This is a genomic window from Coleofasciculus sp. (assembly GCF_046565525.1).
In the GTDB taxonomy this organism is placed as follows: Bacteria; Cyanobacteriota; Cyanobacteriia; order Cyanobacteriales; family Coleofasciculaceae; genus Coleofasciculus.
The window spans coordinates 23,574-42,207 of sequence record NZ_JBKHUP010000044.1 but is presented as its reverse complement, the minus strand read 5'-3'; the positions used below and the strand labels follow the sequence as shown (position 1 = coordinate 42,207).

The following is an 18,634-nucleotide window of genomic DNA, read 5'->3' as shown; positions in this document are numbered from 1 at the left end:
TTTACTAACAGACCCTTGGACTCGCGATCGCGCACGTCTTAGGTGAGCATTATTCGCTCTGGCTGATTAGCTTTTCCTTACCAAAGATTAATTTGGCTTTATATTAAGTGAAGCTTTTATGCTTTTGTCCTCTAGTCTATACTAGATTTCCTTTAATTGAAAACGGCTGTACGGGGGAAATCCTAGGTGACTCTATGCTTGGCATTTGACGGGGTGAAGTAGGGGCTTGGTTACCAAGCCCCTACTGATGGTTACCAAGCCCCTACTGAGAACGTTGTGCCAACTCTTCACCACTCACGGTCGAAATTTGCCAAACCATGATTTGCCGATCAAATCCGCCAGTAGCCAGGAGTGTACCATCAGGGCTAAAGGCAACGGAATGCACCCAATCTTCATGGGCTCTCAGTAATCCCAACAGTTCACCGGTTCTTAAATTCCATAACCGCACCCCGTCACGACTAGCACTGGCTAGAGTTTCACCATCGGGGTTAATCGCCACAGCCCACACTCGCCCGGTATGTCCCGAAAGAGTCTGTGCTAATCGTCCAGTTCTAAGATTCCAGACTTTAATCGTGCGATCATAGCTACCACTGACTAATGTTTGTCCATCAGGTGTAAACGCCAAGGCATTAACTGAACCGCGATGGGCGCTAATCTGATTGAGTGACGCCCCTGTGTTTAAATTCCAGAGCTTAATTGAACCATACTTATGACCACTTGCCAGAATATCTCCATCCGGGTGAATCGCCAACCCATAGGTTTGGTTATCAAAACGCGCCAAGGTATACATTCGACGTTGTTTGGTTAAATCCCACAGTCGAATTCCATCTAAAGCCCCCGTTACTAAGGTGCGACCATCTGGCGTGATTGCCAGGGACAAGACATTGCTGGTATGATCGCGAAACTGATGGATATAGTCTCCGGTTTTCCAGTTCCAGAGATTAACCGCAGAATCTGTACCAGAACTGACCAAGGTTTCTCCATCGGGTGATAAGCCAAGGACGGATACCGAAGTTCGTTGCGCTCGCAGGCTGTCGATTTCTTGACCTGTTTCTAGCTGCCAAAATTTAATTTTGCCATCGTTATAACTACCGCCGCTAATGAGAATTGTTCCATCTAGACTAAAGAACAAAGAATCAATGGCTGTGTTATGACCTGTAAAGGTGCGGACTAGTTGCGGATTTCTCCAGGCTTCAGGTGAAAGGAGAGGTTGAGGCGGAGATAAATTATTGGGATTTGGCGAATCGATGGGTATAGGAGGCGGTGGTTGAGCTGGATTTTCCGGATTGGGTGGCGCAATGGGTACAGGTAAAGGCTGACTCATTGCCTTATGGCTCACAGTCGCCCACACTATGATCATTCCTATCAAAACTGCCCTTATTTCATTGGTCATTTGTCATAATTATCGCACTCAAAACTGGGATGGGGCGGGTTTAGTTCCATCTGGGTGAGGGAAGAAACGATAATCGTGAAACCCGCCCCTACACACAACCAGGTTTCCTTGAGTGAAACGAAGGGTCACGCGCCATTCCCTTGAACGAAGTGAAGGGTCAAAACTCATTCCTCATTCATCAGAACTCCTCCGTTGCGGGAAACCCCGTGTCTTCAGACCGGGGAGGAACGCACGGTAGCGGTTTAAGAAGCCTCCAATATTCAAAAACCATAATTGTAACCATCCTTTTGATGAATTTGTTGACAGTATTTGTGGCTAATTCCTTGAATCAACCCACCTGTTGTTGAAATATTGAAGCTACCAGTAGAGCGAACTGCAACCCTCCCGGCGTAAGTTCCAAACTTTTTCCCAGAGGTAACAACTGCTTTTACAATGTCACCAGTCTGAAAACCTTTGACTCGCTTTAATCTAGGCACATATCGACAAGGAAACCCAAACTTGTCAGTACGACACATTTGCATAGAGCCATGACCAGTCGCTTTGATGCTCAAAGGCTGGCTTGCTATCACTAAAAGTTCAGGTGTATCACCAACGCAAGCAGCATCAAAAAAGTGATTTTTTGGTAAGTTTAATTTAGTTCTGTTAAACTTTGTTAATCCACCCGAACCAATACTGACTTCTAGCGCCGTCTCTTTTAGTCGATTGAATAAAGCCCAACGGGTCGAATTAACAGCAGCAGCATCTTTTAAAGGTCTTTTAGCTTGAGCGAGAACTCTTTTTAAAACATCAGGCTTCTTGGCTAGAAATACATCGATATCTTTAGCCCCTTTTTTGATGTTGCACTTTTCGCAAGCTAGGCACAAATTAGATATCCGATTACTACCACCTTTAGCTTTGGGCTGGATATGCTCTACCTGTAGAGGGACATTTTGAATGCCGCAGTAAGCGCATTTTCTTTCCCATTTATTAAGCAGGTACTCACGAACTTCGTAACCAGCCAGCTCCCCTTGTTGATATTCAACGCCGGATATTTCAGGGTTTTCCAGTTGCTGTAAATCAAACCTGACCAACTCCTGAACAACCACTTTTATTGGCGCTAACCTTGAGAGTTTATCAACCCAACTTAGACTTGTTCCTACACAATGTTGAAGACTTGGAGCTAACCAACCTTTAGGACGTGCTCTATTAAGAAATCGAGCCTGACGATAGCGTGTATGCCGATTTCGGCGTCCACGACGTAACGAGCGACGCGATTCTAGTGACATCTTGATTGCCTGTCCACGATGAGTTAATTCGGCTACCCAGATAAGATTTGAATCGGCGAGTATCGCCAATCCCGTCACTCTTGAGCCAGGATCAATTTTTAGGGTTAAAGGTTCGGGTGTGTCAACTACCTCCTTATTCAAAATGATTGTAAATGGATACAACTTAAAGACTTTGGCTTTGCTAGCCTTCAGCAACTTCCGTGCTACTGATGGTTTGCAAGGGGTCAAGGGCTTGCGGTTTGTATCAAGAACAAAAACGTAATTGGGTTGTTTAGACATTGTTGTGTCTCTCCTTTTCAGTAACGTTAGCTTCGCCAATGTTATCGGTCGGTAACTATCCAAAAAGCACTGTTTCAGTGACCTTAAAACTGTTTAACTTTTCGGTTCTAGAGCAGGGAACTAGCTACGCATCCACGCTCTAGGTCTTGAACACTTGCCGATAACGTAGACAATAAAGTCTTAGGCTGGTAAGCACGGCTTCAACTTACTTGGCTAAAGCCCCGCGTCTTTAGACCGGGGTTGCTTACTGAATGTTTGGACAGATCGTTTGAGCTATGCGATCGCGCGGCGGCTGCTCAAGCCATCCTGAGAGTAAGCCTAAAAGCTCTGACTTGAGCAGTTCTAGGGCTTGAATTTGCTGGTTAATGTCCTCGACTTTATGCAGTAAGTGTTGCTTCACTGCACCACAGGGTAACTCACCGGAGTCGTGAACGTCGAGGATTTCGTGGATTTCACTCAGGCTGAGTCCGAGGGATTGCGATCGCTTAATAAAGGCTAACCGATTCAGGGTTGGTTCGGTAAACAGGCGGTAACCTGACTCGGAACGGGTTGTCGTTGGTGTCAGTAAACCCACCTCTTCGTAATAACGAATCGTTTTTACCGATAATCCACTTTGATTGGCAACTTCGCCAATTTTATACAATCGCTCCAATGTTAATTTGCTTGTCATTCGGCGCAAATCTGCCTTCCCTTATCTTTCTCTTCTAAAAAATTACACCTGACTTGCTTTAAACCAGCATCAGCGATGGGGGTGGCGCTTGCTGGTGCTGAGCATCGGTAAGGGTGGACGGGAAGGGCTTGCTGGCAGATAATGGGTTACGGGTTGTTCAGCCAGTTCTGTTTGGCGACGTTGACTTTGCCACCAGCGTAAACCAACGGCTAACATGACCATCATTAACCCGAATGTTAGCAGCGACCAGCGTTCACCGACACCGCCAATGACGGCATCGACAGCGCCGACAATGACAATAAAGCTAGAAATTGGCTCTTTACGGTAGGCTAACTTCCAGAATCGAGGTCCTAAAGCATTCATCACGGTTTGCTATTTATCTCTATTCCACTTCAGTCAAGTACTTAATCTACTTCTAGGTTATCCGATCAATCGCTACATTAGCTGATAACCTATTATTCTTTACCATTTATACTCACTTGTTGCAATCAATATAGCGACTGACTTAATCCATCTGCTAGTATCTTTGGGCAGAAATTAGCGGCGGGACTCCGGGTGCACAGGTACACAGGTGATATCAATGGGCGGGCGCGAGTTTAAGTTATCGGTTTTTGCCAAACGTTATCTGTCAAACCCGCCCTGATCATACGGCTAGCGATGTTTTCGCCAGTAAGATGCTCCTACTGCCAAATGTTGATCTCAGAGTGTTATTGCAAACCTAGCCAAGTTAGCAGTCCTTGACCTGTAGCATATTCAATGCCCAGTGTCAAGACAAACCCAATCATAGCGGCTCGACCATTCAAGCGCTCAGCATATTCATTGAAACCAAATTTGGGTTCGGCGAGTTGGGGAGTGGTTGTGGGTTGGGGTTGTGTCATAGTTGCCAAGGATGGTGTAATGATTTAGTTATATTTCTTTACTAAGTTTAACATTTAAACAAGCAAGGGCAGAATTTATATCGGTAGGTTATACCAATTTCAACAACGATGTTGTGCGATCGCGTAAGGAGTATATGCTTAGTCCTTATGGCACAACGTCTGAAAACTGCACTATATAAAGGAAAACGATGGAAATCGGTGTACCAAAAGAGACAAAAGACCAAGAATTTCGAGTCGGATTGAGTCCTAGTAGCGTTCGCGTCTTACAGGAAGCCGGTCATCAGGTTTGGGTAGAAACCCAGGCGGGGGAGGGTGCTGGCTTTACTGATGAAGACTATCAGCACAATGGCGCTAAGATTGTCGCTACAGCAGCACAGGCGTGGAATCGGGAACTGGTGGTTAAGGTGAAAGAACCGCTAAGGTCGGAGTATTCATATTTACAAAAAGAACAATTACTGTTTACATACCTGCATTTGGCGGCGGATCGCCCGTTGACCGAGTGTTTAATCGATAGTGGTGTTTGTGCGATCGCGTATGAAACCGTGGAACTCCCTGATCACCGCCTCCCCTTGCTGACACCGATGAGCATTATCGCCGGTCGTCTTTCTGTCCAATTTGGATCTCGATTTCTGGAGCGCCAACAAGGTGGGCGCGGGGTGCTTTTGGGGGGTGTCCCTGGGGTGAGACCTGGTAAAGTTGTGATTCTTGGTGGTGGCGTTGTCGGGACAGAAGCGGCAAGAATGGCGGTAGGAATGGGCGCTCACGTTCAGATTTTAGATATTAATATTGAACGTCTAGCCTACTTAGAAACCCTGTTCGGTTCCAGAGTTGAACTACTCTACAGTAATTCAGACCAGATTGAAGCCGTTGTTCCCCAAGCGGATTTGCTCATTGGGGCGGTATTAGTTCCGGGGCGTCGAGCGCCGATTCTTGTCCCTCGTGGATTGGTGCAACAAATGCATCCGGGTGCTGTGATTGTTGATGTGGCGGTAGATCAAGGGGGATGTATTGAAACCGTGAAATCCACCTCACACACAAATCCCACGTATATAGAGGAAGGAGTTGTCCATTATGGCGTACCCAATATGCCCGGTGCTGTACCCTGGAGTTCGACTCAAGCCTTGAATAACAGTACGTTACCCTATGTTCTCAAGTTAGCCAATGAAGGGATAAAAGCTGTCGTGTCAGACTTAGCGTTGGCGAAGGGGGTGAATGTCCAGAATCATCAGTTAGTTCATCCGGCGGTGCGGGAAGTGTTTCCCGATTTAAGTAACACGAAACCGTAGGGGCGCAGGCTCCATCATTGGTGTCAACTTAAGCGCTAAAAGCAGGGGAAGCAGGGGAAGCAGGGGAAGCTATGTAGAGACGTGCCATGGCACGTCTGGGAGCAAGAGAATGCTCTTGCGGATTGCTCTTTCTCCTGTAATAGCTTAGGGAGAAAGCTTCACGATTAGTTTGTGTCAAACTGCTCGAAACAATAATTGGCAAGGGTTGTGGCTTAAGTTGACACGGATGAAGGCTTGCGCCCAGAAAGGCTTGCCCTTGGGTACATTTTCGTTCTATCCCTTCTGCCTTGTGACCCAGATAGGAATCAGCACAAGTCAACGCGATCGCGAAACTACCCTAACCCATTCTCCCACAATCCTTACCAAAAATAACCCGCTTCCACCACGGTTTGCCGTTCTTTGGGGTCATAATTCAGGCAATACTCTTGGGCAATAGCGTCTAGTTCCCGCAGGCGTTTCACCTCAGTTTCTCCAATCTCAGTATCCGTCGATAACAGGATAACTTGATGAGACGCCGTGGGGAAATACCGTTCCACTAAATTACTACGGTGAGAGGAATCCAGCCGTCCCAAGGGTGTATCAATCGCTACTGGAAGATGGCGCCCCGAAACACGGGCAAGTCCCCAGAGGAAGGAAATCGCTAACAGTTGTTTTTCCCCAGCCGAGAGACGGTGTTTGGGAATCGGTTGTCCTTCTGGATCATAGAGAGAAAGACTAAAGCTTTGGGTGTCAATGGCGACACGGTGAACTAAGTCAGATTTATGCAGCAGATAACGGAAGCATTCGGTGACTTCGATTTCCAGTTTGTTGAGTTTTTTCAGAGTTAACTTCTCTCGAAATAGTTCTAATGTGGTTTGAACCTTGGCAATCGAATTAATAATATGCTGATTATTTTTCAGTTTAATTGTTTCATCAGCATAAGTTTCTAACTCTTTTTTCGTTTCCTTAATTTGACGATCTATTTCATCACAGCGGCGAGAAGCATTTTCGTAAGCCGCTTTAACCTTAATCATTTCATTTTGGGCGTCAGTAAATGCCTGTTTCAGGGCATTATACGCTTCAGGAGACGCGGCGGTAGCAATTTGCCGATCCAAGGCATCAATATCCGTTTCTAGGGTTTGCAGACGTTCTCGTTGGCTTTGGGCGTTGGTTTGTGCGGTTGACAGTTCATACTTTAGCAGAGTTTCTAGGCGAGTGATAGCAGGTTCATCTGCTAATAACCACGGTTCCTCTTGGGCGGCAATTTCTTGATCCAGTGCTTGGTTATCACTCTCTATAAACGATTGAATCTGATTGACGCGCTTAGGTGTCAAGGAAATCTTTTTGATATACTGAATTAACCGAGCATCCCGTTCTTTTAATACATCCCGTGTCAATTTAACTTGGTGCTGTTTTTGTTCCTGTTCCGCTTGAGATTTCGCTTGTTCTAGTAACGGAGAAATCAAAGAGAGAGGAAGCACACCAGCCGCCAAGTCTCGCATTTCTTGACGCACCTGATTTGCCTGTTCAATCAGCGTTTCCGATTGGGCTTCCAGTTGACTGCGTTCGCTGGCAAGTTTACCGCCTTCGGAGACAAATTTATCCGAAGCTAACTCTTGCTGTTTTTCGGCACGTTTTAGCTTGCCTTCTAGAGCAGATAAGTCTTGCTTAACTATTTCTTTTTTTTCTTTTTGCTCAATTAATTTTGCTTCAATGTTATCTAATGTTTCCAGTTCTTTCTTGTTGGCAATTTCTCGACGCTTACGACTGGCGAGAATATCTAAATCTGTGGACAGGCGTTCAGCCAGTTCTAACCCAAGCAGGGATTGAATCGCACTCACCACCAGAGGAGGTGGGGTTTCTAATTCCGCTAGTTCTTTGACTTGTTCACCGTCAAAGAGAAATAAGTTTGAAATACCCAAGGGAAGCAGATTTTCGATATAATCATCCCAGGTATTTGCCAGAGCTATATCGGGCCACTCTTCATCGACTAAAATACACAAAGTATCTTTACCATCTTTGGGTTCTTTCGTCCAATAGCGGATAATTCTGATAATCCTGGGTTTATCGTCTTCTACGGCTTCAAAAGCCAATTCTATACGGCTTTTTTCCGTGGGGAGAATATTACGGTTAACGCACTGGTTGAGAAAGTCGCTATAGCTTAAATTGCCTCTGGTGGAACATTGGGCACGGGAACCATAGAGGGTAAGGCGAATAGCGTCCATCAGGGTTGTTTTACCACCACCATTCATCCCGCCCAGGAGAATAATTGGACGAGTAGAATCATTGGTTTCGGGACGGAGATTGATTGCTTGTCGCCCTAAATATGGACCAAAGTTTTCCAGGATGAGTTCCAGGAATATCATTTTAATTTCTTAGTTGAGATATAGGGTTATAATCAGGAAATTTGAAGAAGTGGGGTTAGCTCACAGCACCTAGTCGCAACAAGGTGAAAAACTAACTCCCCAGCCCCCTTACAAGAAAGGTATCTATGTCCTAAGCTGTTCAGCATTTAAACCATAATGTCAAGAATTGCGAGATCATTGTAATGCGAGCATCTTGCTCGCTGCTAATACCCAATTTAAATGCATTACAGCTTAATCTTCATCTTCAATATCCTCTGAATTTTGTTCTGGAAACTTCAAGCTAGCAAACGTTAACTGTTTGGGTTGAGTCTGCTTATTCTTGTTATCCCAAAATTCCCTAACATCATGACCTACTGAATCATTATTTTCAACATTTTTGGCGACATTTTTGAGTTGGCGCTGATAGTAGGCATGTTCAATGGCATCTTTTCTCGAACGAGAACTGCTTTCAAAACATTTTTCTATCGCTTCATAAATACCCCGCCGGGATTTAGTCTGATATTGGCGTTCGGTATCGAGGAGTTTTGCCATAAGTTCCAGATGCATTTCATCCGCATCACAGATTTCTTCTAAGACTGTCCATTCATCACTACCCAAAAGTTTACGTTCAGCACTAGGGCGGGAATCTTGGAAGGGTTCGCCTGTAACTTCTTTATAGATTCGGGGTAAGCTGTCTTCAAATTCATGTTTTTCTTCTAACCAGATACGGCGAATTTCACTAAGTTCTTCTGGAGTAATTAGAGTGATGTCGCGCATATCTGGGGGCGCAGTATTCCGGACATGGGTTTGGGCTTCTAAGACGCGCCTTAACCAATGTTCCCGCCAGTATTTCGTATATGGACCATGAATCGGTTTAACTGAGGTTTTGCCATCAACATTGCGTTCAAATAGTTCGACTTTACCATAAATGCGGCGGAAGTCTCTCTTATCATGATCATCTTTAATATCCAATTCATTGCGAATATCAAGGAGAGGCTGCATCCACTCTTTCTCTTCGTCATTTTGGATCATCGCCTCCATGGACTTATCTTTATTAACCATTGTGCAAACCCAACAGCCAAACCGCGAATCACCACAGCTAGGTGTTGAGGTATCAACAACTAAAGGACATTCATTATCGGCTGTTGCCCCCTGATACATGGAAAATAAGTCTTTGTTGTTATTACCCCAAGGATTTTGCCACTGCATCAAATAAAGCCAAACTTCATCGTTGCGCCAATCTTCAATAGGAGAGTAAATTAGAGAGTTTGGTAAACTACCATTAGGGCTGAGGCGATCGCGAAGTCTACCCGCTTGATACTTTTCCATTGTGGCAGCACGTTTAGCACTTTCTGCCTTACGAGTACCCAAAACCAGAATTGTTTCACCATTCGCTCGAACAACTTCACGGATAAAATGGTTCGCCGGATGAATTTTGAGACGTTCGGTACACCAACGAAATTGGTTGCGCGGTGCTGGATATCCTTTCCCAATTAAGTTTACCCAAAAGGTTTGTTCAGTTTTCGGGTAGAGCAAATGGGGTTCTATCGGCATTTCTTGCTCTTTTGCCGCCTGCTTCATTCTTTCCAAAGATTTACGAACCCAGGTAGAGACAATCGGATTTTCTACCCGTGTGTCTGTTGTGATAACGTAAATCGTTTTTGTCCGTTTTTCCGCTGGCAACGCTGCGATCGCATTCCAGATTAATTGAAGTACGGCTGTACTATCTTTTCCACCACTCCAGCCAATAACAAAGGGTATTTCATCTTGACAGTATAAATCTTGGATTTCTGCTGTTAGCTTCTGTATATCTTCCACTAACTCAGCCACAGTACGTGGTGGGAAGAGAGAAGTCTGATGAGCTTGTGTCATAGTTCAAAGTCCGTATTTTCCCAGTTTCCTTTTCTAGCGAGTCATAATTAGAATAGATACATAATGCTTCACTGATTTTATGGGTTTATATGTCTGATTACAACCTCCTCCAGTCTGAATCCAATCAGCCGCTTGATGAAGTGCTTGAGCCGTACTTTGCCAAGCATCACCGTCAAAAGTGCTATCCTGGGCTGATTTTAGAGATATGGCTCAAACTAAAGCATTGGATAAATCTTTACTTTTGTCCTTTGGTGAATTTGAAGGTACAGTTGGCATTACCAAAAATTTAATCAAGGAAGTTTCCATGTTTGAAGATAAGACGGAACGCATTAAGAATTCTCCATCTACGAAAAAGAAATTGATTTACACAACGAATTATATAGCTAAATTGGTAAGTTGTGCCTTTGTTAATGATCCGAATCATGCTCTAAAAGAACATGACGTTGAGCAAGCCTCTGATGCCTTAACAAGTTGCCTCAATCAGTTTTTCTCAGAATGCAGTCAAACGCAAGATATTTGTGAAACTAATGTTGAAGACTTGACCGTTGAAGACATTGGTGCATTCAAAGAAGACTGTATTTTAGGGAGGAGTGTCGGACTAGAAATTCTTGGACGCTTGCTCTACTTAACATTGAACCGAGGCATTTATACATTTGACATAGAAAAAGTATTACAACTTGCCCAACTTGATTGGTCAACAGCCAGTGAACTTTGGCAGGGAAATATTATAAAAAAAGACCCTAATCCCACAAACCCATCTAAACCTTATAAAATTTCAGCCAGTGCCAGCCCTATAAGAATAGCGGTGAATGCAGCCAAGGCAAAATTAGCCTGGATGTAAATAGTGGTGATCATTTTAATCTCATCCAATCTTCTAACTCCGTTTAACTAAACCATTAGCATTTTCTAACTCTTCCTCCTGTGAGGTTAACGGTAAACCCAAATACCCTTTCAAATAAGCCACCATCCGCCCTATACTGGTTCGCGATCGCGAAATCTGACCCTTGACCATAATTCGCCCCTCCCAATCGGGATTAGAACGTGACCAATCAATCCGCCGCAATTCCTGCAAACGTTCCTCCCAACTCTGGGGATAAACCGAGAGTAACACTGACCCTACCGCCCCTAATCCCAAAAGTGCGATCCCATCACTATGGACATAATCCTGTCGCATCTCCCTGGCGCTTACAGTCCGTTGTCTCACCGCCTCCCAATCTGGAATACAATAACTTACAGCTTGCCAATACCGAATTGCCAAATCAATCTGCTGATCCAATTCAGCCGTCTGCCAATCCGCCAACAGCATAGACGTAGCATTATATAGCGTATGCAGCGTAAATAGCTTCCCCGATCGCACGGCTAATGTCCGATGTTCCTTATCTGTTAGGCTTCGGAACACATTAATATTTCTAATCACTGCTTTGACTACAGTCGTCTGGGGATGGCGATGATCATAGAGAATCGCCAATGAAGCATCGGGATGAACCCCATAACCGTTGAGATCCAAAAACATCTGCTGGGAATAGCGCAACCCAATATCCAACACTAAAATAACCGCCACCGTCTCATACCCCAACGCCGGATTCTGCTTCAACGCCCACTCAAACGCCGCGCAGCGATGTTGTCCATCAGTAATCTGAAATCGCGCATCCATGGGAACACGCAAGCGCCCCATTTTTCGCCCTTCTTTATCTGTACCAATGGGTTCAAAATTAATATCAGCATCAATCGCGGCGGTAATCGCTGAAACGGTATAATTATCAGGATTATTCAAGATATAGTTAGCAATTTCTGGGACTCGTTTAAAATTTAGCGATCGCGCCACTCTCTGATCCGGCGGATTCTCTTCATCGTCCCTCGCAAACAGCTTAGGAATAAATCGCACTGGACACATGGACACATAATATTCCCGTCCCGCTTGAATCCCTCGGATTGCGGGTAAAACGTACTCAAAGGAAGGAATCAGTCCTTTGTTATTGGTCATTTGTCATTCGTTCTAGTTTGAGTAATAGTGACAAATCACAGGTATTTTGTTGATGCATTAGGGATAGTCCTCTGGTGATCCAAAGAGGACTCTGGAATACCCCCCTAACCTCAGTATGGCACACTTTCAGTTTTTAAAAACCTATTTGACATAAAAATATTAAATCAGTTATTTTTAAAAACAGACTAAAATATTATAAAACAGATGAGTAGCCCCGACAAGCCAAAAGCAGACATCGCCAGCCAAATCCTGGAACAAGACAGCCAGGATCGACAGGCGCTAGCCCTGCTATTGGATCGCCATTTAGCCAGAAGCGATCGCCTCCTCGTCCAAAAAACCCAGATGGGGAGTACCGAAGCCTTTATCGGGTCTGTCACCCTCGAATGGTTAGATAGCCGAGTCCGCTTCGCCTCCCAACTTCCCCTATTCCGGCAAAAATTCGACCCCCAAACCGACAACGTAATCCGGGATGAAGAAACCGTCGATGAAATCCTCCAACGACCCCTAGACTGGTCACGTCAAGCCCCCCTCACCCAATACCTCGCCGCCCGCCAAGCCCATAAATTCCCCGCCGTTCTCGTCGTCCACAGCCCCACTTGGGTAGATAATCCCAAAGCCAAGGAATGGGATAAACAAGGACGCGCCCGCCAATCCGCCGCAGATTTCATTCCCCTCGACCAAAACCAAACCGTGGGACTCTTAGATATCTCCCCCTCCGTGTCCATCTTCGCCCTCGATGGTCAACACCGACTCATGGGTGTTCAGGGACTAATGACCTTACTCAAAACCGGAAGACTGCAACGTTACAACAAAAACAAAAAACCCGTGGGCGGTGTAATTACCATAGACGACCTGATCGACGAATACCAACTCGACCCCGCCTACCTACAAAGTCTCGCCCAGGAAAAAATCGGCATTGAATTCATCCCCGCCGTCGCCAAAGGTGAAACCCGGGAAGCCGCCTTGCGGCGAGTCCGGTCTATTTTCGTCCACGTCAACTTAATGGCATTACGCTTAAGTAAAGGACAACTGGCGCTATTAAATGAAAATGACGGTTTTTCCATCGTCGCCCGCAAAATCGCCGTCAACCATCCCTTATTAAAAGAAGTCCCTGGACGCAATCCTCGTGTCAATTGGGATAGCGCCACCGTCGCCGCCAAATCCACCGTGTTAACCACCCTCCAGGCGTTAACTGAAATGTCTCAACGGTATCTAGAACATAAATTCCCCCACTGGAAACCGCCGGAGAAGAAAGGGTTAATCCCGATGCGTCCCGATGATGAGGAATTAGAAGCGGGAATTGACACCTTTAATCAGTTTTTTGACCACTTAGTCAGCTTACCCAGTTATCAACGATTAGAACAGGGGGAAGAAACTCCCCAGTTACGCCGCTTCAGCTTTGAGAACAATGGCGGTGAGGGGAATATCCTATTCCGTCCCGTCGGACAAATTGCCTTTACCCAAGCGTTAGGAATTGTGGTATTTCAGAAAAAGTTATCGTTAAAAACGGTATTTAAGAAACTCTGTAAATACGACGCCGAAGGGGGATTTAGTCAGATGGAGACGCCCCAATCGCTGTGGTATGGGGTATTATTTGACCCGAATAAGAAGCGCATCATGGTATCAGGACGAGATTTAGCCGCCCGATTACTGATTTATATTATTGTGGGGACAGAAGATGGGATGGAAAAAGCAGAACTGCGGCGAGAATTAGCCGAAGCCAGAACCATTGAAGGGAAAGCAGTAGGGTTTAATGGTAAGTTTGTCAAGCCTAGAGATGTGGGACTTCCGCCTGTGTTGTAGTCAACTTAACCGTTAACTGGGCGGTTGAAACCGCAGCTACACAAACCAAACCCGCCTGCGCGGGTTTTAAAACCCCTTCACCTTAGTTCAGCGACTCACCCCGACACCCAATAACCGATGAACATTTTCTTCGAAATTCATCACAACCTACCCAGAGAAGCCCCTGGTGACAACGCTTCCACCCGCCAAGCCTTTTCCCTACTAACCAATGTATCCCCACAACCCAAAATTTTAGACATCGGCTGTGGTCCAGGAATGCAAACCATTGAACTCGCCAAATTAACTGATGGAAAAATTACAGCAGTAGACATCTCATCAACCCTTTTTAGACGAATTGCAGCGTCGGGCGCTAGCTAAGGGCGTTTCTGATAACATTAATCCCCTCAATCAATCCATGTTTTCCTTAGACTTTGCCCCTCATAGCTTTGACATCCTCTGGTCAGAAGGGGCAATTTATATCATGGGATTTGAAACTGGACTAAAATCCTGGCAAACTCTTCTCAAAACAGGAGGCTATCTCGTTGTTTCTGAACTCTGCTGGTTACAGCCAAATCCCCCAACTGAGGTAAAAGAGTTTTGGCAAACTAATTATCCAGACATGAAAACAATTAACGATAATCTCCAGCTTATAGAAATGTCAGGATATCGCCAAATCGGTCATTTTGTGCTACATGAATCATCCTGGTGGGACAATTATTATACTCCCTTGAAGGAAAGGGTAGAGTATTTACGCCAAAAATATAACAATGATCCGCAAGCGAATCAGGTTCTCGATAATGAGTTCCAAGAGATAGAAATCTATCAGAAGTATTCAAATTGGTATGGCTATGTTTTTTATATCATGCAAGTCAAATGATTTAACTCCTTTATCCAAGCAAGATCCCCGACTTCTTCAAGAAGTCGGGGATCTGTGTACCTCATTTACTTGAAAAGCGTAATCCACTATTTAAGTGCTAGATTGTAAATCACAGTATCTTCAATATGTTTTTTTAAATATGTCTTTATCTTCTGAACAGATTGAAAATGTAATCAATGAGATTGATGGCATTGCTGATCCATCAAGCAAGCGATATGGTTATCTTCTTAACTGGCAAAACCTGTTTGATCCGTTTTGGCACTATGGTATTGGTCTATCAGATGCACAAATTTTTGACACAGGTCGTGGGTTATGTCCCTTTGAAAGAAAAGAGGCAAAGTTTGTTATTGGTATTGACACCATTGCTTTTGAACCGAAGCAAACGATTGAGCGGCTTAAACATGCTCTTCGTGTCTTTGGCAATTGGGAGTATACAGTTCCGGGATGGAATTGCGAACACCTGGGTCGATTAATTGCCACGGATCAACCAAGATGCTATCAGAGTCAATTTATCTGGTGGCTTTGCGATATGACTCCAGACGGTGAACATAAAACCGCTCATCAAGTTTTTTTCAATTACTTAACTGTTGTTGCTCCCAGTCTCAATCGTTAACCCACGTTTCAATCTATTTACTAGACCATTTACCGGATTGACACAGCTAAAATGATGGATTAGATTTTCCGATTTTATGGGCGCACGTCTGTGCGCCCATACGATTTATGAACGGAATCTTAATTCATAAAAAATAAGATGTGCAACGCCACTACATTAATTTAAACCCTGACTAAATTTCTGCAAAAAGGCTTCATAAGCCTGATTAATCGCTTGCATTTTGGCTATAGCAGTAGCTGAAGCGTTGATATCCGGGTGATATTGCCGAGATAATTGATGGTATGCTAACTTAACCCTGTTGATATCGGCGTCTATTTCCACGCCTAAAATTTCCCACCATTCACCCGATAATCCAGATTCAAAGGCGGTAGTCTCAACACCAAACTGGTTACGCCAAATCTTAATTGTCCCTGCTTTACCACTACTGACTAAGATTTGTCCATCCGGACTGAAAACCACAGGACTACATCCAGCAAGCGTACCAAGTAATTGATCTGTGTGTAAATTCCAAAGATGGACAGCATTGCTGTCACTACTCGCCAATAGTTGTCCATTTGGACTAATGGCAACGGAAACGAATCCCTTTAATTTTTGATCCAGAGTTTTGAGTAATTCTCCTGTATTGATATTCCATAATTTAACTGTACCATCGGCGCTACCACTTGCCAGCATTTTGCCATCGGGACTGATAGCAACCGATGTCACCCAGTTAGAATGTCCGGTAAGAATCTGAGGGCGTTGATACCCGCTTAAAGACCAAACCCGAATCGTTTTATCAGCACTACCACTAACCAGCGTTTGACCATCTGGACTGATAGCAACCGACCAAACTGTGTCTGAATGACCATTGAGAGTGCGTTTAATTTCTCCAGTGTATTCGCTCCACAATCGGATTGTTTTATCACCACTTGCACTAGCCATAATCTTTTGATCCGGGCTAAACGTCAGGCAGGAAATAAAACCTAAATGACTGTAAGTGGAATTCGGATAAAAGAAGGGACGTAGCAGGGCTTTACTGTCTATCTGCCAACTGGTAATTTTATTGTCAAATCCACCTGCAACCAGCTTTTTTCCCTGGGGGCTAATCGCCACAGCAAAAACTTCTTTAGCTTGTCCAAAGAAGGTAAAATAATGTTTTCCGGTTTTCAAGTCCCATAGACTAACGGTTTTATCTTCACTTGCACTTGCCAACGTTTGTCCATCGAAGCTAATCGCGATCGCGGCAACTTTTGATCGATGTCCTTTGAGAATGTTGACACATTTCCAAATCGGAGACGGTTGAGACTCAATGGAAATAGTTTTGACTGGATTTTCCGGCTTTTCAAAATTACTGGAAACTTGATCATCTGATAAAAAATTCGAGCTTGATTTAGCTTTTTGTTGCTGTTGAGCCTTTAGCGCCTCTAACTCTTTCTCAATTTCTAGAGCCGCGAATTTTTGTTCTACAGCATCACCTAATAACGTTTTTTCTAGTGCTTCTAGTTCTAAATCAAGAAGTGCTTGAGTATAGGCTTCCATTTCCAGCACTTTAGTTTCCATGCGCCCAAAAGCGTCTACAGCACCTGCCATTCGTTGTCCAGGTTCTGGTTTGCAGGCTTTATACAACCCATAAACACCTAATCCAACCACTCCCCCAGCCGCTGCCATTGTACCCATGCCAATGCCAACAGCGCCAAAACTTCCAGCTAATCCCATACCGCCAATTGTTGATGATATATAAGCACCACCGACAGCACCCATTCCAATTGCACCAAACGCTTTAGCATCCCCGGCTTCAATTGCCTTAAAAGCACCATACGTCGCCGCACCCGCCACCGCACCTGCTGCTGTAACTGGAGTCATACCAATGGCTACTCCGCCAAATCCTCCCACTAATCCCATCGTGCCGATTGTGGCAGATACACCAGCGCCAGCCGTAGCACCACTGGTAATAAATACTACACTATCTTTCATCGGTTATAAGTCCAATTTAGCTCATCTGCAGCTTGAGCTTACTATCAACTGATCAGGGCACGATAGTATCGTGCCCCTACTGAATTCAATAAACGGATTGGGAGACTTTCTACTCATTATTCATTACTTGTTAAGCAGCTTTGTTAATCCATAAGCTGCCAATCCCACAACAGCACCAGCCGCCCCAATAGGAGCCATCCCCACACTAACAGCCGTTCCTGCTACCGCTAAACCCATACCCCCAACAACAGCGGAAACACCTGCACCTGCGGCGGCTCCACCTGCTGCTGCACCGACAGCGAGAGCATCCTTCTGTTCGATTGCTTTTTTAGCTCCATAAGCTGCCAATCCCACAACAGCACCAGCCGCCGCAACAGGAGCCATCCCCACACTAACAGCCGTTCCTGCTACCGCTAAACCCATACTCCCAACAACAGCGGAAACACCTGCACCCATAGCTGCACCTCCACCAATCAGAGCTGCACTTTCTCCAGAGTTTTCTTGTGGGTTTTGTTTGCTTTGTGTCATTGTTGAATCTAATCTTTTTACACTTATTTACCTAGTTCACCCATTCGACACCCAAAGAATTTAGCGATCGCGAAGTCTTTACTCACACTTTACAAAGGCTTGTAATACGGTCGTTTGAGGTAATTTTTAAACGATGAAGTGTCTTTTTGTCATCAGTCAATTAGCGTAAAGCGATCGCGTGGTATAACAGAGACGATTATCCACCGTAAGCTGACTGTTCAAACCAATGAATCCTCTCATCCTCGGCTTTGGCGTCAAAGGAGAAAAGGGTGCTTTGTCCTAGACATCGCCGATAATAGAATTAATTCAGTTGGCTAACACAGTGATGGAAACTCTAACCCTGAACGTACCCCCCACCGTCGGCTTAACCGACGAACAATTTTATCAACTTTGTGTGGCGAATGAACAATGGCGCTTAGAACTCACCGCTGATGGAGAATTAATTATTATGCCCCCAACAGGTGGAGAAAGTGGTATTAGCAATGCGGGTTTGACCGCTAAAGTTTACAATTGGAATGAGCAAACCAGACTGGGAAAAGTTTTTGACTCCTCCACTGAGTTTCGATTACCCAATAATGCCAAACGTTGTCCAGATGTGTCCTGGGTAATCCTGGAACGATGGGAAGCTTTATCTCCGGAACAACGGCGACGCTTTCCTCCCTTATGTCCAGATTTTGTCATCGAACTTCGTTCTGAAAGCGATTCACTGAAAAATTTACGTGCCAAAATGTTAGAGTACCGGGATAATGGTGCTCGTTTAGGCTGGCTAATTGATCCGCAAACGCCCCTAGTGGAAATTTATCGACCATGCGTTGATGTAGAACAAATCAATTTCTCTGTTGATGAACCGCCAACACTTTCAGGCGAAGACGTGTTACCGGGTTTTGTTCTTGATTTAACAGTTATATTGAATCCTTAGATTTCTGATTC

General features: G+C 44.8%; 18 protein-coding genes. 8 read left to right on the top strand and 10 right to left on the bottom strand.

Features of this window, described 5'->3' with window-relative positions; all coding sequences use genetic code 11:
• Nucleotides 1–262: 262 nt before the first annotated feature.
• The 5 genes from ACLGGO_RS17070 to ACLGGO_RS17050 all read right to left on the bottom strand — a co-directional run bounded on the left by ACLGGO_RS17070 (nt 263) and on the right by ACLGGO_RS17050 (nt 4,485).
• A complete protein-coding gene (locus ACLGGO_RS17070) occupies nt 263–1,324 on the bottom strand; it encodes a WD40 repeat domain-containing protein (RefSeq protein WP_446420197.1) in 1,062 nt (353 codons plus the stop codon).
• A gap of 329 nt (nt 1,325–1,653) precedes the next feature.
• Nucleotides 1,654–2,937: an RNA-guided endonuclease IscB gene (gene iscB / locus ACLGGO_RS17065; protein ID WP_446420196.1), complete on the bottom strand. Its 1,284-nt coding sequence runs from the start codon at nt 2,935–2,937 to the stop codon at nt 1,654–1,656.
• Between the two features lie 244 nt (nt 2,938–3,181).
• A complete protein-coding gene (locus tag ACLGGO_RS17060; protein WP_446420195.1) occupies nt 3,182–3,607 on the bottom strand; it encodes a heavy metal-responsive transcriptional regulator in 426 nt (141 codons plus the stop codon).
• A 69-nt stretch (nt 3,608–3,676) separates the two neighbouring features.
• Complete coding sequence (locus ACLGGO_RS17055) at nt 3,677–3,970, bottom strand: hypothetical protein (protein WP_446336681.1); 294 nt, start codon at nt 3,968–3,970, stop codon at nt 3,677–3,679.
• 344 nt (nt 3,971–4,314) lie between these two features.
• Nucleotides 4,315–4,485: a hypothetical protein gene (locus tag ACLGGO_RS17050; RefSeq protein WP_446336663.1), complete on the bottom strand. Its 171-nt coding sequence runs from the start codon at nt 4,483–4,485 to the stop codon at nt 4,315–4,317.
• Between the two features lie 188 nt (nt 4,486–4,673).
• Between ACLGGO_RS17050 and ald the strand changes: the two genes are divergently transcribed.
• A complete protein-coding gene (ald, locus tag ACLGGO_RS17045; protein ID WP_446420194.1) occupies nt 4,674–5,771 on the top strand; it encodes an alanine dehydrogenase in 1,098 nt (365 codons plus the stop codon).
• Between the two features lie 359 nt (nt 5,772–6,130).
• Here the strand turns inward: ald and dndD are convergent, their stop codons facing one another.
• Both dndD and dndC read right to left on the bottom strand, forming a co-directional pair.
• The gene (gene dndD / locus ACLGGO_RS17040) at nt 6,131–8,116 is read right to left on the bottom strand and encodes a DNA sulfur modification protein DndD (protein WP_446420193.1); all 1,986 of its coding nucleotides are present in this window, start codon (nt 8,114–8,116) and stop codon (nt 6,131–6,133) included.
• A gap of 231 nt (nt 8,117–8,347) precedes the next feature.
• Nucleotides 8,348–9,967: a DNA phosphorothioation system sulfurtransferase DndC gene (dndC, locus tag ACLGGO_RS17035; RefSeq protein ID WP_446420192.1), complete on the bottom strand. Its 1,620-nt coding sequence runs from the start codon at nt 9,965–9,967 to the stop codon at nt 8,348–8,350.
• Between the two features lie 205 nt (nt 9,968–10,172).
• Between dndC and ACLGGO_RS17030 the strand changes: the two genes are divergently transcribed.
• Nucleotides 10,173–10,808, top strand: a complete 636-nt coding sequence (locus ACLGGO_RS17030; RefSeq protein WP_446420191.1) for a DNA sulfur modification protein DndB — start codon at nt 10,173–10,175, stop codon at nt 10,806–10,808.
• Nucleotides 10,809–10,841: 33 nt separating this feature from the next.
• Here the strand turns inward: ACLGGO_RS17030 and dndB are convergent, their stop codons facing one another.
• A complete protein-coding gene (gene dndB / locus ACLGGO_RS17025) occupies nt 10,842–11,951 on the bottom strand; it encodes a DNA sulfur modification protein DndB (protein ID WP_446420190.1) in 1,110 nt (369 codons plus the stop codon).
• 204 nt (nt 11,952–12,155) lie between these two features.
• Here dndB and ACLGGO_RS17020 point away from each other — a divergent pair, with 204 nt between their 5' ends.
• The 4 genes from ACLGGO_RS17020 (at nt 12,156) to ACLGGO_RS17005 (ending at nt 15,223) form a co-directional block, all read left to right on the top strand.
• Complete coding sequence (locus ACLGGO_RS17020; protein WP_446334751.1) at nt 12,156–13,754, top strand: DGQHR domain-containing protein; 1,599 nt, start codon at nt 12,156–12,158, stop codon at nt 13,752–13,754.
• A 117-nt stretch (nt 13,755–13,871) separates the two neighbouring features.
• Nucleotides 13,872–14,111 (top strand): class I SAM-dependent methyltransferase, encoded by a 240-nt coding sequence (locus tag ACLGGO_RS17015; protein ID WP_446334750.1) that lies wholly within the window; start codon nt 13,872–13,874, stop codon nt 14,109–14,111.
• A 37-nt stretch (nt 14,112–14,148) separates the two neighbouring features.
• Nucleotides 14,149–14,610, top strand: a complete 462-nt coding sequence (locus tag ACLGGO_RS17010) for a hypothetical protein (RefSeq protein WP_446420189.1) — start codon at nt 14,149–14,151, stop codon at nt 14,608–14,610.
• A 139-nt stretch (nt 14,611–14,749) separates the two neighbouring features.
• On the top strand, nt 14,750–15,223 hold the full coding sequence (locus ACLGGO_RS17005; RefSeq protein ID WP_446420188.1) for a hypothetical protein: 474 nt from the start codon (nt 14,750–14,752) through the stop codon (nt 15,221–15,223).
• A 156-nt stretch (nt 15,224–15,379) separates the two neighbouring features.
• On the opposite strand, the gene ACLGGO_RS17000 is transcribed toward ACLGGO_RS17005, so the two are convergent.
• Nucleotides 15,380–17,176 (bottom strand): WD40 domain-containing protein, encoded by a 1,797-nt coding sequence (locus ACLGGO_RS17000; protein ID WP_446420187.1) that lies wholly within the window; start codon nt 17,174–17,176, stop codon nt 15,380–15,382.
• 123 nt (nt 17,177–17,299) lie between these two features.
• Nucleotides 17,300–17,704 carry a hypothetical protein gene (locus ACLGGO_RS16995; RefSeq protein ID WP_446420186.1) on the bottom strand — a complete coding sequence of 135 codons (405 nt, stop codon included), beginning with the start codon at nt 17,702–17,704 and terminating at the stop codon, nt 17,300–17,302.
• 138 nt (nt 17,705–17,842) lie between these two features.
• Between ACLGGO_RS16995 and ACLGGO_RS16990 the strand changes: the two genes are divergently transcribed.
• Nucleotides 17,843–18,022 carry a hypothetical protein gene (locus tag ACLGGO_RS16990; RefSeq protein ID WP_446420185.1) on the top strand — a complete coding sequence of 60 codons (180 nt, stop codon included), beginning with the start codon at nt 17,843–17,845 and terminating at the stop codon, nt 18,020–18,022.
• Nucleotides 18,023–18,029: 7 nt separating this feature from the next.
• Nucleotides 18,030–18,623 (top strand): Uma2 family endonuclease, encoded by a 594-nt coding sequence (locus ACLGGO_RS16985; protein WP_446420184.1) that lies wholly within the window; start codon nt 18,030–18,032, stop codon nt 18,621–18,623.
• The last annotated feature ends 11 nt before the right edge of the window (nt 18,624–18,634 follow it).